10 protein-coding genes are annotated in these 15139 nt (G+C 32.5%); 8 read left to right on the top strand and 2 right to left on the bottom strand.

Annotation, left to right across the window (positions count from 1 at the left end; all coding sequences use genetic code 11):
- Positions 1 to 11 precede the first annotated feature (11 nt).
- The 7 genes from GM3709_RS00125 (at position 12) to GM3709_RS00095 (ending at position 8679) form a co-directional block, all read left to right on the top strand.
- Positions 12 to 1145, top strand: coding sequence for a methyltransferase domain-containing protein (locus GM3709_RS00125; RefSeq protein WP_158506690.1), 1134 nt, complete (start codon positions 12 to 14; stop codon positions 1143 to 1145).
- 9 nt (positions 1146 to 1154) lie between these two features.
- Positions 1155 to 2939 carry an asparagine synthase (glutamine-hydrolyzing) gene (gene asnB, locus GM3709_RS00120; protein ID WP_066115029.1) on the top strand — a complete coding sequence of 595 codons (1785 nt, stop codon included), beginning with the start codon at positions 1155 to 1157 and terminating at the stop codon, positions 2937 to 2939.
- Between the two features lie 217 nt (positions 2940 to 3156).
- Complete coding sequence (locus GM3709_RS00115; protein WP_066115026.1) at positions 3157 to 4356, top strand: glycosyltransferase; 1200 nt, start codon at positions 3157 to 3159, stop codon at positions 4354 to 4356.
- 121 nt (positions 4357 to 4477) lie between these two features.
- A complete protein-coding gene (gene ftsH / locus GM3709_RS00110) occupies positions 4478 to 6295 on the top strand; it encodes an ATP-dependent zinc metalloprotease FtsH (protein WP_396229711.1) in 1818 nt (605 codons plus the stop codon).
- Between the two features lie 50 nt (positions 6296 to 6345).
- The gene (locus GM3709_RS00105; RefSeq protein WP_066115020.1) at positions 6346 to 6885 is read left to right on the top strand and encodes a Uma2 family endonuclease; all 540 of its coding nucleotides are present in this window, start codon (positions 6346 to 6348) and stop codon (positions 6883 to 6885) included.
- Positions 6886 to 6889: 4 nt separating this feature from the next.
- Entirely contained in the window at positions 6890 to 7810 is a 921-nt protein-coding gene (locus GM3709_RS00100; RefSeq protein ID WP_066121616.1) for a Dam family site-specific DNA-(adenine-N6)-methyltransferase, read from the top strand.
- Positions 7811 to 7824: 14 nt separating this feature from the next.
- Positions 7825 to 8679: an MOSC domain-containing protein gene (locus GM3709_RS00095; protein ID WP_066115016.1), complete on the top strand. Its 855-nt coding sequence runs from the start codon at positions 7825 to 7827 to the stop codon at positions 8677 to 8679.
- 243 nt (positions 8680 to 8922) lie between these two features.
- Here GM3709_RS00095 and sir read toward each other — a convergent pair whose 3' ends face one another.
- Positions 8923 to 10860, bottom strand: coding sequence for a sulfite reductase, ferredoxin dependent (sir, locus tag GM3709_RS00090; RefSeq protein ID WP_197671874.1), 1938 nt, complete (start codon positions 10858 to 10860; stop codon positions 8923 to 8925).
- Between the two features lie 197 nt (positions 10861 to 11057).
- Positions 11058 to 13658 (bottom strand): EAL domain-containing protein, encoded by a 2601-nt coding sequence (locus tag GM3709_RS00085; RefSeq protein ID WP_066115010.1) that lies wholly within the window; start codon positions 13656 to 13658, stop codon positions 11058 to 11060.
- A gap of 134 nt (positions 13659 to 13792) precedes the next feature.
- On the opposite strand from GM3709_RS00085, the gene dnaB reads away from it, so the two are divergent.
- The gene (gene dnaB / locus GM3709_RS00080) at positions 13793 to 15133 is read left to right on the top strand and encodes a replicative DNA helicase (protein WP_066115007.1); all 1341 of its coding nucleotides are present in this window, start codon (positions 13793 to 13795) and stop codon (positions 15131 to 15133) included.
- The last annotated feature ends 6 nt before the right edge of the window (positions 15134 to 15139 follow it).

Raw genomic sequence — 15139 nt, 5'->3', positions numbered from 1 at the left:
AAAATTTAATTTTGTTGAGTGGTGAATATAAAATCGAAAATCTTTTAGGCAATATCATTTATTTACGATCGACTGTTATTCAATTAAAAACTAGCGATAAAATGCTTGAAAATTGGTATTTAGAAAATTTAGTTTGCCCTCAAGATAAGACAGAACTTCGCTATTCTAATAATTGCTTAGTATCAAAATCAGGTCATCACTATCCAATTATTAATGGCATTCCCATTATGCTATTAGATAATGTAAAACAGACCATAGAATTAGCTCATCACTCCTTAAAAAGTTTTAATAATAATGAAGATGAAGATCCTTATTTTATTAACACTTTAGGTATAAGTGATCAAGAAAAAGAGCGCCTTAGACAACATATTGGATCAAAAAAAGAGCTAAAAGATTTTGTAGTAGATCCGATCGTGCAATTTTTGATAGCCGCTACGAATGGTATTCTTTATAAGGATAGTATCGGCACGTTAACTCACTATCCTATCCCTAACCTAAGATTACCAAAAGTGGATGGAGAACAAAAACAATTACTTGATATTGGTTGTAGTTGGGGAAGATGGTGTATTAGTGGTAGTCAAAAAAAATATATTTGTATTGGAATCGATCCATCTTTAGGCGCTGTTTTAGCCGGACAACGAATTGCTCAAAAATTAGGCTTAAATATTAAATTTGTTGTGGGAGATGCTCGTTATTTACCTTTTAAAGAATCAATATTTGATCAAGTTTTTTGTTATAGTGTCATTCAACATTTTAGTAAAAATGACGCTAAACAAACTCTAACAGAAATTAATCGAGTGTTAAAAGTAAATGGTCAAAGTTTAATTCAAATGCCTAACCGTTGGGGTATTCGCTCTTTACAACATCAAATTAAAAGAGGTTTTAAAGAAGGAGAAAGTTTTGATGTTAGATACTGGGGAATAAAAGAGTTGAATGATTGTTTTACGAAGGAGATAGGAGAGTCTCAAATTGATATTGATGGTTTTTTTGGTTTGGGTATTCAAAAATCAGATCTGAATTTATTACATCAGAAATATAGAATAGTTGTTAGAATTTCTGAAACTTTAAGAAGTTTAAGTCAAGTAATACCCTCATTAAAGTATATTGCTGATAGTGTTTACATTAAATCAATTAAACAATCTTAATTAATTGCTATGTGTGGAATTGGTGGCATTTTAACAGAATATACCTTAAGTCGATCGATAGAAAATTTAATTACAAAAGTTCGATCGAGTTTAATACATCGTGGCCCCGATGATCAAGGTATTTATATTTCTCCTGAAAAAAATGTTGCATTAGCCCATACTCGCCTTTCCATTTTAGATCTCAGTAGTGCAGGACATCAACCCATGACGATGGAAAATCAACGTTATTGGATTACTTTTAATGGAGAAATTTATAACTTTCAGGAACTACGATCGCAGTTACAAAAACAGGGAGAAACTTTTAAATCTCACACCGATACAGAAGTAATTTTAAAATTATATAAAAACAAGGGAAAAGATTGTCTTCATTATTTGCGCGGAATGTTTGCCTTTGCTATTTGGGATAATCAGGAAAAAACCTGTTTTATAGCCCGTGATCCTTTAGGGATAAAACCTTTATATTATTGGCAAGATGGTAGTAATTTAATTTTCGCCTCAGAATTAAAAGCTATTTTAGGAACGAAATTACCAAGTAAAAACATTTCTGTTGAAGGAATATATAGTTATTTAACTAGGGGTAGTGTTGCTGAACCTTATACCATGATAGAAGGAATCAAATGCTTAGAGGCAGGGCATTGGTTACAGTGGCGATCGGGAAATTTACACAAAGAATCTTATTGGAATATTGAGTTTAAATCAGAAATAACCTCACCTTCAGAAGCTCAAGAAATAGTCCGTCAAGCATTAATTGACTCTATTAAACATCATTTTGTTAGTGATGTACCTGTGGGAATTTTTTTGAGTGGAGGCATTGATTCTACTTCATTATTAGCTTTAGCAAGAACCATTCAAACAGGTACAATTAATACTTATTCCATCGCCTTTACTGAAGAAGAATATAACGAGGGTGATTTAGCTAGTAAAATTGCCCAAAAATTTGATAGTAAACATCATGAATATAAAATAACTTCATCCATCGCAAAAAAAATATTACCAAATTTTTTACAAGCCATTGATCAACCTACCATCGATGGGTTTAATACTTTTTGTGTTTCTCAAGTAGCTAATAACGATCGAACTAAAGTTGTATTATCAGGGTTAGGGGGAGATGAGTTATTTGGCGGTTATAGTTCATTTCAAAAAATCCCCCAGATGATTAAAATAGGGCAAAAAATAGATAAATTAAGCTATTTAAAACGATTGTCAGCTTATATTCTAAGTAATTTTAAAGATCCCCGTTATCTTCGTTTAGGAGATTTTTTAGGTTCAAATTCTTCAACATTCTCTGCTTATCAATGTTTTCGAGGAATATTTGCCCATCAGGAAGCCATAACTATTTTAAATTATTATTTAGGTAACGATCGAGTAATAGAAAGAGAAAAACCTTCATTGATTTCTCAAGCAACTTTAGAAGATGAAGTTAGCTACTTAGAAATTACCCGTTATATGCGTAATCAACTTTTACGGGATAGTGATGTAATGAGTATGGCTCACGGATTAGAATTAAGAGTACCATTAGTCGATCGAGTTTTATTAGAAAAAATATCTAATATTACAAGTAACTTACGATTAGCACAAAAAAAACAATTATTAATTAATGCTATTCCTGAGTTACCCCAATGGGTTGTAAATCGCCCGAAACGGGGTTTTACTTTTCCTTTTCAACGGTGGATAGATAATGAATGGAAAGACTATTTTTCCTCTCTTAATTTACCGAAAGATATTAATTTAAAATTATGGTATCGTCGTTGGAGTTTAATGATTTTAGATCATTGGTTACAACAAATTAATTAAAATATTTTTCTTCCCAATAGGATTAAATTTATGGTTATTAATTTTATTTTATAAGGTACAAATTACACAGCTTTTCCCATAAATAAACTACATTTTTTATCTCTCGCAAAGTCGTAAAGAAGAATGCACTTCTGTGGTTTAAAGAAATGAAAACTGCTTTCAACAATGAATCATGAGCAATGTACAATTCTCAATTATCAATTGGTAACATCTATTTATGAAAATTCTCCATGTTATTCCTTCCGTTTCGTTTGTAAGAGGTGGCCCTAGTAAAGCAGTTTTAGAAATGGTAAAAGCATTACAAGATAATGAGATTGAAGTAGAAATTGTGACGACTAATGATCATGGAGATAATTTATTAGATGTGCCATTAAAACAGAAAGTAATCTATAAGAAAGTTCCTGTTATTTTTTTTCATCGTTTTTCGCCTAATATTAACTTTATTCGAGAATTTGCTTTTTCTTTGGACTTAACAATTTGGTTATTTGAAAATATTAATAAATATGATTTAATCCATGTTCATGCTATTTTTTCTTATACTTCTACTATCGCAATGATAATTGCTAGATTAAAAAAAATTCCTTATATTGTTAGACCATTAGGACAATTATGTAGTTGGTCTTTGACACAAAAGGCAAAGAAAAAACAAATCTATTTTGACTTAGTAGAAAAAACTAATTTAGAAGGTAGTAATTTTGTTCATTGTACTGCTTTTCAAGAACAACAAGAAGTTAAAAACCTAGGATTAAAAATAAATAGTTTTGTGATTCCTTTAGGAATTAATTCTACTAATTTAATCCTTTTTGCTCAAAAAAAATTACGTCAAAAATTTAATATTTCTGATAACACATCAATAATTTTATTTTTATCCAGAATTCACGAAAAAAAAGGTTTAGAGTTTCTTATATCTGCATTGGCAAAAATTGATTATGATTATCGCTTTATAATTGCCGGAGTTGGTGATATTGAATATGAAAAAAAAATTAAATTATTAATAGAAAAAGAAAATATCAATGATAAAACTTATTGGGTTGGATTTGTAGAAGGAGAATTTAAAAATCTCTTGTTACAAGGTTCAGATTTATTTGCTTTGACTTCCTACTCAGAAAATTTTGGTATCGCTGTTTTAGAAGCCCTAGAAGCAGGATTATCAGTAATTATTACCCCTGAAGTTGCTTTATCGGAAGTAATCAAAGAAAATAATCTAGGTTATGTGACGGATTTAGATATAGATAAAATTGCTATAACGATCGAAAAAGCTCTCAAAAATCAGGATTCTCTAAGATTAATAGACGATCGAGAAATAACACTGTCACGCGATCGAGCTAGAAAATTTATCCTAGAAAATTATACATGGGATCACATCGCAAAACAATTAATTGAGGTTTATCAACAGATAATAAACACTGATTTATAACCGTTTATTGTTCATTGTTTTTCCAGATTTGTTATAAAAGAGTTAGTTATTTGAAAGATCATCACCAATGCACAGTTATCATCGTAAATTAAGTCCCAGTAAATTCACAAAATCGCCCAAAATGCTTCGTATTATGGCGAGTAGTTTGTTGTTGTTACAAACTTTATTCGTAGGTAACATAGCTTTGGCACAACAGAAAAAAGAATCATTCAACTACTCAGATTTACTTAGAAGTATTGAAACAGGAGAAGTTCGCAAAATTACGATCGATCCTGCCACCAATATCGCTAATGTGTATTTAAAGAAAGAAACAGACAATAAAGCGGAACAAGTTAAGCTATTTAATCAAAATCCCGAATTAATCGCCAAAATTAGGTCAAAAAAAATTGATTTTGCCGTAGAATCTTCCGCCGCTAGTAGTGCCGCCGTGATCAATTTAATGCAGATAGGATTATTACTTTTATTGATTTTTGGCTTATTTCTCTTAATTAAACGCTCTGCTAGTACCGCCGCCGGAGCAATGAATTTCGGCAAATCTCGAGCAAGATTTCAAATGGAAGCAGCCACTGGAGTTGAATTTAAAGATGTGGCAGGTATCGAAGAAGCGAAAGAAGAATTACAGGAAGTAGTTATTTTTCTGAAAACTCCCGATAAATTTACTGCCGTTGGTGCTAAAATTCCCAGAGGCGTTTTATTAGTAGGTCCTCCCGGTACAGGTAAAACCCTTTTAGCTAAAGCGATCGCCGGTGAAGCACAAGTTCCCTTTTTTAGTATTTCTGGGTCTGAATTTGTAGAGATGTTCGTAGGAGTTGGTGCTTCAAGAGTGCGAGATTTATTTCGTAAAGCTAAAGAAAATGCACCTTGTCTTGTTTTTATTGATGAAATTGATGCTGTGGGACGACAAAGAGGTGCTGGAATTGGTGGAGGTAATGACGAGAGAGAACAAACCCTCAACCAATTGCTTACGGAAATGGATGGTTTTGAGGGCAATACGGGCATTATTGTTATTGCGGCAACTAATCGTCCTGATGTCTTGGATAGTGCCTTATTACGCCCGGGAAGGTTCGATCGACAAGTTATTGTGGATTATCCTGATATGAAAGGACGCTTAGGTATTCTTGAAGTACATGGTGCTAATAAAAAAATTGATCCCCAAGTATCTTTAGAAACCATAGCCCAACGTACCCCTGGATTTTCAGGGGCAGATTTAGCTAACTTACTCAATGAAGCAGCCATTTTAACCGTCAGACGAAGAAAAGAAGCCATCACCATGGCAGAAATTGATGCCGCCATCGATCGAGTAATTGCAGGAATGGAAGGCACACCTCTAGTTGACGGCAAAAGTAAAAGACTAATCGCCTATCATGAAATTGGTCATGGTATTGTCGGGACATTAACAAAAGGTCATGATCCCGTGGAAAAAGTAACTTTAATTCCCAGAGGACAAGCCAGAGGCTTAACATGGTTTACTCCTGATGAAGAACAGGGCTTAGTTTCCAGAACTCAATTATTCGCCCGTATTACAGGATTACTCGGTGGACGGGCGGCCGAAGATGTAATTTTTGGAGAAGCAGAAATAACTACTGGTGCAGGAAATGACATCGAAAGAGTGACATCTTTAACCCGTCAAATGGTGACAAAATTTGGAATGTCTGATTTAGGCCCTATTGCCTTAGAAGACGATAATCAGCCTATTTTCTTAGGAAATGACTCCGTTAATCGTTCTGATTATTCTCAAGAAATAGCTGAAAAAATTGATAAACAAATTCGATCGATCGTTTTTCAATGTTATCAAAATGCTAAACAAATTATTCAAGAAAATCGCCCTGTAATTGATATGTTAGTAGATTTATTAATAGAAAAAGAAACCATCGACGGGGATTCATTTAGAGAAATAGTCAATAATTACACATCTAAATCTTTAGAAATAGCTCGGTAAAAAAAATTTAGTTTTTAGCCCTATTTTTTCCCAGAAACAAAGAAAAAATTATGAAACTAACGATCGAAGATGTTGATAAAATACAACAGCAAAATCCCAATTTTAAATATGAACTGAAAGAGGGAGAAATTATTATTATGAGTCCATCAGATTTTTTTTCTGAAGAAGTAGGGACTAACTTTAGTAGTAATTTAAGAAACTGGGTTAATTCTCGTAAACTAGGCAGAGTAACAGGATCATCCGCAGGTTTTATTATGCCTAATGGAGATTTATTAGCTCCTGATGTCGCATTTGTTAAGGCAGAAAAATTGAAGATAAGTCCTCGTAGTTATGCTCAAGTTATACCTGATTTAGTCGTAGAAATAAAATCATTCGATCGAATTAGTAAACTAGAAAATAAACTAAAAAACTTTTTAGATTTTGGAGTAAAAGTCGCAATCTTAATTGATCCTGATGAACATATTATCAAAATTTTTAGAGTAAATAAAGAGGTAGAAATATTAACAGATCAAGATACTTTAACTATTCCTGAATTACTTCCCCAATGGCAATTAAAAATAGTAGATTTGTGGCCTGAAATTTTTGAATAAATTAATGAAAAATCAAGATAAATTAGTTAAACCTTTTTTAAAATGGGCTGGGGGAAAAACAAAAATACTAAATCAAATATGTGATCGATTTCCTCAAGAGTTAATTAATGGTCAAATAAATAAATATATCGAGGGTTTTGTCGGTGGTGGTGCTGTTTTTTTATATATTGCCCAACATTATGATATTCAAAAATTTTTACTCTATGACGTAAATCCTGAATTGGTATTAGCTTATCAAACTATTAAAATTAATGTAGATGATTTAATTGATATTTTAGATAAATTAGAAACTAAGTATCTAAGATTTAACGATATAGAAAAAACTCAATATTTTTATAAAATAAGAGATAAATTTAACCAAGAAAAACAAATTATTAACTATAAAAACTATGATAAACAATGGTTAATAAGAACTGCGGAATTAATTTTTTTGAATAAAACTTGTTTTAATGGGTTATTTCGAGTAAATAGGAAAGGATTATTTAATGTGCCTTTTGGTAAACATAAAAATCCTCATATATTCGATCAATCAAATCTGATTAATTTAAGTAAAATTTTGCAAAAAACTGACATTAGACAAGGAGACTTTCAGGATTGTAAAAAAGAGGTAAATGAGCAAACTTTTGTCTATTTTGATCCGCCTTATCGTCCTTTAAATAAAACCTCTAATTTTAATAGTTATAATAACAATAATTTTGATGATAATGAACAATTAAGATTAGCACAATTTTTTAAAATATTAGATAAAAAAGGAGCTAAATTAATGTTAAGTAATTCTGATCCTACTAATGAAGATATGCTCGATCAATTTTTTGATGAGGCTTATAGTAACTATAATATAAAAAGAATAAAAGCTCCTCGTTTTATTAATAGTAAAGCAGAAAAAAGAGGAGAAATTAACGAAATTTTAATCACTAATTATTAACCATAAAACTAAAGATGAAAATAATAAATCTTTTTATTTATCCCATTAAATCTTGTCAAGGAATTAGTTTAACAAAAGCAGAAATTACTCCAAAAGGTTTACGAGATTTTTTTCAACCTACTTTTTACGATCGACAATTTATGTTAGTAGATAAAAATGGCAAATTTTTGACTCAAAGACAACATCCACAATTAGCAACTATTAGAGTAACTATAAACGAAAATAAATTATATTTAAGGACTGAAAATGTTAATATATCAGAGTTTGAGTTAATTCCTGATGATAATAAAAAAGAAATTGAGGTCAATATTTGGAGAGATTCAACTATAGCTATTGATCAAGGAGATGAGGTAGCAAACTGGTTTACAGAAGCCTTAAAAATAGATAAATCTTGTCGCTTAGTACAACAATCTAACAAACATATTAGACCTATTAACAGACAATATAGCACCCAAGAAAATCAACCCGTAAGTTTTTCTGATGGATTTCCTTTTTTATTAACAAATACTGGTTCTTTAGATGAGCTAAACCGTCATTTACAAACAAAATATCCAGCGAATCAATTAGTAATAAAAATGGAATGTTTTCGCCCTAATATAGTAGTTGAAACCTCAGATCCTTTTATTGAAGATACATGGCAAAAAATTCAGATAGGAAATGTCAATTTTGATATAGTAAAGCCTTGTAGTCGTTGTATCGTAACCACAACAGATCAAAAAACAGGACAAGTCGATCGAACAAAAGAACCATTATTAACTCTTAGTAGCTTTCGTAACACTCCTGATGGCATAATGTTCGGTCAAAATATGATAGCTCAGAATGAAGGAATTGTAAATATTGGAGATAATTTAACCGTTCAAAATTCATAGAAAATCAGTTTTTTGTGGTGGGTAATGCCCACCTTACCTAAGTTCGAGAAAAAATCATTGATGTAGGTAGGTTTTAGGCTTTAGGTTTTAGGTTCTAAAAATACCAAATCTGATTAAATTAATCTAAGTAAAATCAATTGTTAACAGTTTTTCCTCAATTATTTACCTAATACCCTAACAACTAATACCTTGCTATTATCCATACATTTTGCATCGAACTGAGGTACCTTATTTTCCCTAAGATTATTTTTGACTAGAAAAATATGCTTCTAAAGCTTCTGAAACTATCTGATTCATGCCTTTTTTTTGCTCAGAGGAAGTAGTTTTTAATTTTTGATACCATTCTTCATTTACGCTAATACGATGTTCGTTACGTTTTTTACGGGATTTTTTCTCAGTTTGAGTCATAATTTTTTTCTTGCTTGATTTATATTTGTCAGCAAAAGTGCGTAAAGCGTCAAAGCCAACACGATAACAAAATTGACCAAATGTCTCATTATTCTCTTTATTATCTCGGAAAAAGACCAATAAAGGTTCTAAAAATTTTTCTAACTCATTAACATTTAGTTTATCAACATAAACCTGAGCTAAACGAGTTTGATTCGGACATCCTCCTAACCAAATTTGATAGACATTCGGAGAATCACCCACAAAACCTAATTCTGCCATATAAGGGCGGGCGCAACCATTAGGACATCCTGTCATCCGAATCACGATGTTTTCTTCTTCCATGCCTAACTTACCTAATAAACTGTCAATTCTTTCGAGAATACTAGGTAAAATTCTTTCTGATTCTGTGGTAGCTAATCCGCAAGTTGGTAAGGCAGGACAAGCCATAGAATAGCGGGTAAGATGATTAACGTTTTCTGGGTTAATTTCTACTCCATGATTCACTAAAATTTTGCTTATATCTTCTTGCCATTGAGGGTCAATTTCATAAAGAATAATGTTATGATTAGCTGTTAAACGAGTTGGTAATTCGTATTTTTCAATAACTTTTTTTAGAGCTTCTTTTAGTTGAAATTCTCCTTCATTTTTGACTCGTCCATTTTCAACAGAAATACCGATAAATAGTTTTCCATCTCCTTGTTCATGCCAACCTAAATAGTCTTCATATTTCCATTCAGGTAGTTGTTTAAAAGGCTCTAATTTTTTACCAAAATATTCTTCTAATTTAGCCGTAAATTTTTCAACTCCCCAATCATTAATTAAGTACTTCATCCGCGCATGACGACGATTTACACGATCGCCATAATCCCTTTGAGTAGCTACAACTGCTTTTACCAAATCAAAAACATCATCTTTCTTTACATATCCAATTTCATCTGCACTACGAGCGAAAGTTTCTTCTTTACGATGGGTACGCCCTAAACCTCCTCCGGCAAGAATGTTAAACCCTTCTAATTCTCCTTTTTCATCTACAATAACCACTAAACTGAGATCATGGGTATAAACATCGATCGAATTATCTCCGGGTACAGTAACAGAACATTTAAACTTTCGAGGCATATACTGAGTACCATAGATAGGTTCTTCAGAATCGGTAAAATTAGTACCATTGAGGTTTTTTTGACGATAGGCTTTAACTTCGGGGGCTTCTTCGGCGGTAATAGCTTTTTCTCCATCTAACCAAATTTCATAGTATGCACCCGTTTGAGGAGTTAATAAGTCAGCAATTTTTTCCGCATATTCCCAGGCATATTGATAATCAGCACGGTTTTTGTAGGGGGCGGGAGGTGCCATAACGTTACGATTTAAGTCTCCACAAGCGCCCAAAGTTGAGCCCATACTTTTGACAATATTACTGATTACTGTCTTGAGATTTTTCTTGAGAATACCATGAATTTGATAACCTTGTCGAGTTGTGACTCGCAATGTATGATTACCGTATTGCTCTGAAAGATTTTCAAGAGTAAGATATAGTTGAGGGGGAATAAAACCGCCTGGATTGCGGGTGCGTAACATAAATTGATAATCTTTTTCTTGCCCTTTTACTCGATTATCTCGATTATCTTGTTGATATGAGCCATGAAATTTAAGAATTTGAATCCCATCTTCTGTAAAGTGGGTGGTATCTTGTTGTAGTTCTGTCGCTATAGGTTCTCTCAAAAAGTTGCTACGCTCTTTTAAATTCTCGACTTTTGAGGGCTTTTTGGGAATCGTCACACTTGCTGTCATTATTTTCTCTAGGTTAAATTTTTATTCCTTTCCCTATTTTACTGCGATCGCATCTTTCTCTGCAAAAAATATTAACTGAGGTTACCCAACGCAAAATATTTGACATTGAAGGTATTAAGTATTAGGCGTTGGGTTTTAAATAATGAGTTTATGGACATCAAATTACTTTACACTGTTTTTCCCTTTCTTTACCTATAATTTTATAATTCACCCTTGATAAAATTAGACTCAGAATTTTGATTCTTTTTCCTTTCCTCGTCTCTCTTGGTTTTATTTTTAATCCATAACTCAAAATCACTCACACTCATGGGTTTAGCAAATAAATATCCCTGTCCATAATTACAATGAAGATCAGATAATATATTATTTTGAGCTTCGGTTTCGATGCCTTCACAAACTACTTTTAACTCTAAATTTTGACAAAGAGTAATTATCCCCTGTAAAAATTTAACATTTCGAGGATGAGTATTTAATGGTTGTACAAAAGCCTTATCTATTTTAATTTCATTCACAGGAAAGTTTCGTAATCTCGCTAAGGATGAATAACCTGTACCAAAATCATCGATCGCAATTTTAACACCTAAATCCTTAATTTTTTTCAAGGTTTTAGTCACATTTACGGTGTTATGAGAAATAATTGTTTCTGTTACCTCAATATGTAAATGACTGGGAGATAATTTAGTCTCAGAAAGAGTCTTGACTATTTGAGTTAATAAATCTTTACCGTCAAATTGTTTTCCCGCAATATTCACATTCACTGATATATTTTCGGAGATTAATTTTTCTTCGTGCCATTGATGAAGTTGATGACAAGCAGTTTTTAATCCCCAGTTACCTAACTCTACAATTAATCCACTTTGTTCGGCAATAGGTAAAAATTTATTAGGGGTTAAAAATCCTAACTCTGGATGAAACCAACGTACTAGGGACTCTAAACTATATAATTCTCCTGTTTTCAAGTCGATAATGGGTTGATAGTATAAACTTAGGCTACCTTCTCCAATAGCTTTACGCAAATCATTCTCTAACTTTAGTTGATGAATAAAATTTTCATACATTTCCTGTCCAAAAATAGCATAGTTATTTTTCCCTTTGTTTTTCACTTGATACATGGCAATATCTGCATCTCTTAATAAATCTGAAGCGACAAGATACTTTGTTTGACTAGCTAAATTTCGACTCAAGACAATACCGATACTTGCACTGGTGACAAATTCTTGCCCATGAATATAAAAGGGAATACTAATTTCTGTTTGAATTTTATTCGCAACTACGATCGCATCTTCTATACTTTGAATCGAAGTTAATAGTATTGCAAATTCATCTCCTCCCAATCGGGCGACTATATCCTTATCAGTAACACAATCACTTAAATGATTAGCGATATTGACTAAAAATTGATCCCCAGCTAAATGTCCTAAACTATCATTAATGGTTTTAAAATTATCTAAATCCACCAACAAAAGAGCAAATAAATTATGGAGATAGTCGTTAGCTTGACTTAATAAATCATCTAAACATTCAATAAAATAACCTCGATTGGGTAATTTTGTTAGAAAATCTGTGTTAGCCGCCTCTATTAATTTCTTTTCGGCAAAACGACGACGGGTAATGTCTTGAATAACGGAGATAAAATATTTAGGATTTTTATGATTATCTTCAATAATGGTAATAGCCATTTCTATCCAGATTATTTCACCATTTTTACAAATACATCGTTTTTCGTGGGTTGAAGGAGGAAATACCTTAGAGTGAATCATCTCATGGATATATTTTTTACTCAACTCTATATCTTCAGGATGGGTAATATCACAGCAATGTCGATCGATTAATTCTTCTTCAGAATACCCGATTAAACGACAAAATGTTTGGTTAACAATTTTTATTTTATGATCTAAAGTGTGAATACCGATACCTACAGCTACCTGATTAAAAATGGCATTTAGTAATTCTTCTCTTTGCCTTATTTTTCCTGTCATTTCTTCTAAGGCTTTACTTAAAATAATTCTTTCATCATTGAAAAAAGAAAATTTGAACTCACTGGATAAAGAGATGTTGGGTTGATAATTTCCTTCTCCTACTGCTTGGGCATATTTTTGCATTGCTTGAAAACGTCTAGTTAAAAGAGTGGTGAGAATATAGATTAAGGTCAGGAAAAAGGGGTAAGATATTCCGAAGGAAACTAAAAATTGTCGTTGGATTTCTTTTTGCAATTGGGTTATTTCATCAATTTGCATATCTGCGCCAATAGCGCCAACGATTTTACCTGATTTATCCCTAATGGGGGCATAATAAGTCATCCATTTTCCCCATTTGTCTTGATAAAAGTCTCTAAATTCTACTGTGCCGTTAGTTAGTGTGTTAATGTGATATGGTGTAGCGATCGCAGATTCTAAAAACCTAGCACTTTTACTAGCATCTATATTCATCCAGACATCAACTAAATATCTAATTTGCTGTTTTTCTTGCGTCTGAGAATCATCTTTAATAAAAGTGAAAATAAATATTTTTGGGTTAATTTGATGTAGGTTATATAACCATTCTAGTTGTTTTTGATAAAGAGGATCATCTGATCCACCTTCTTGATTTGCCTTACCCGTTTGAGATAAAGTCACGAATTCATCCACATCTATCTGTTGAGAAGATGCGATCGCACTTATGCGTAAATCGTCTTTTAAACGTTGTAAAGTTTTGTCTGTGGTAAAACGATAAAACCAGTAATAAACACCGATACCGAAAACAGTAAACATCAAAGTGAAGCCTACTAAGATTTTACTGCGAAGACTGACAAATTTTTTCATAATACCTCGTCAGTTCATATTATGGATTAATAAGCATTCCAATGATAAATTAGTATTATTAACCTTCAATGTTAATAAGTATTTATTCTATATTAACGTTCCCAAAATTTACCCAATCCTGTCCATTGTTTATAATGAATGACTTTACCCCCGATTTGGCCGCTTCCTCTCTTCCTCCTCAAAATATAGAAGCAGAAGAAATAATTTTAGGTAGTTTACTCTTTGATCCTAATGCCATGGGAAAAATCATAGACATCTTACCATTAGAAGCCTTTTATGTCAATGCTCATCGTCATATTTACGAAGCGGCCAGAAATTTATATTTTCAAGGGCAACCGATTGATTTAATGACGGTTAGTACATGGTTAAATGATCATAATTTGTTGGATAAAATTGGTGGTACTCCTAAAATAATTAGTTTACTCGATCGAACTGTTTCTTCGGCAAATATTGAGCGTTATGTTCCGTTAATTACAGATAAATATATTAGGAGATTACTAATAACTACAGCTAAAGAAATTAGCGAATTAGGTTATGATACGACCCAAGATTTAGACATTATTTTAGATGAAGCAGAACAAAAAATATTTAAACTTACTCAAGCAAGAATACAGCAAGGATTAGTACCTATTTCTGAAACTTTAATTGACACTTTTACAGAGATTCAAAACTTTCAAGAAAAAATTGCGTTACCCGGTATCAGTACTGAATTTTACGATTTAGATGCTTTAACAGGAGGATTTCAACGATCGGACTTAATTATAATTGCCGGGCGCCCTGCCATGGGAAAAACCAGTTTTGCCTTAAATATTGCCGCAAATATTGCAAAACATCATAATTTAGCGGTAGCTATTTTTAGCTTAGAAATGTCCAGAGAACAATTAGCAATGCGTTTGCTTTCTGGGGAAGGAAAATTAGAGAGTAGTCGTCTAAAATCTGGTAGAATTACAGAGCAGGAAATGGAGCCTTTAATGACGGCAATGGGATCATTATCAGAGTTACCAATTTACATTGATGATAGTGGTTATTTAACCGTTATGCAAATGCGATCGGAAGTGCGCCGTTTACAAGCAGAAAAAAAGGGTAAATTAGGCTTAGTTTTAATTGATTATTTACAGTTAATGCAGGGAAGTAGTGATAATCGGGTACAAGAGTTATCCAGAATTACTCGATCGTTGAAAAGCCTTGCCAGAGAGATTAACGCCCCCATTATAGCCTTATCTCAGCTTAGTCGAGCTGTGGAACAACGCACAAATAAACGTCCTATGTTGTCTGACTTGCGTGAGTCAGGATCGATCGAGCAAGATGCGGATTTAGTGATCATGTTATACCGAGATGAATATTACCATCCCGACACCGTAGATCAAGGAGTAGCAGAAATTATTGTAGCAAAACATCGAAATGGCCCCACTGGACAAGTTAAACTTATATTTCGATCGGAATTAACTCAATTTCTGAACATGAAACGTCATTAAGGTAAG

The sequence above is a fragment of the Geminocystis sp. NIES-3709 genome (genome assembly GCF_001548115.1).
GTDB lineage: Bacteria > Cyanobacteriota > Cyanobacteriia > Cyanobacteriales > Cyanobacteriaceae > Geminocystis.
The sequence above is the reverse complement of the archived record's forward strand: the minus strand, read 5'-3'. Positions and strand labels throughout refer to the sequence as shown.

Excerpts from the sequence above, each read along its gene's own strand:
- asnB (WP_066115029.1), top strand. The coding sequence starts at position 1,155 with ATGTGTGGAATTGGTGGCATTTTAACAGAATATACCTTAAGTCGATCG.
- GM3709_RS00095 (WP_066115016.1), top strand. The coding sequence starts at position 7,825 with ATGAAAATAATAAATCTTTTTATTTATCCCATTAAATCTTGTCAAGGA.
- dnaB (WP_066115007.1), top strand. The coding sequence starts at position 13,793 with ATGAATGACTTTACCCCCGATTTGGCCGCTTCCTCTCTTCCTCCTCAA.
- GM3709_RS00115 (WP_066115026.1), top strand. The coding sequence starts at position 3,157 with ATGAAAATTCTCCATGTTATTCCTTCCGTTTCGTTTGTAAGAGGTGGC.
- ftsH (WP_396229711.1), top strand. The coding sequence starts at position 4,478 with ATGCTTCGTATTATGGCGAGTAGTTTGTTGTTGTTACAAACTTTATTC.
- GM3709_RS00085 (WP_066115010.1), bottom strand. The coding sequence starts at position 13,658 with ATGAAAAAATTTGTCAGTCTTCGCAGTAAAATCTTAGTAGGCTTCACT.
- GM3709_RS00100 (WP_066121616.1), top strand. The coding sequence starts at position 6,890 with ATGAAAAATCAAGATAAATTAGTTAAACCTTTTTTAAAATGGGCTGGG.
- GM3709_RS00105 (WP_066115020.1), top strand. The coding sequence starts at position 6,346 with ATGAAACTAACGATCGAAGATGTTGATAAAATACAACAGCAAAATCCC.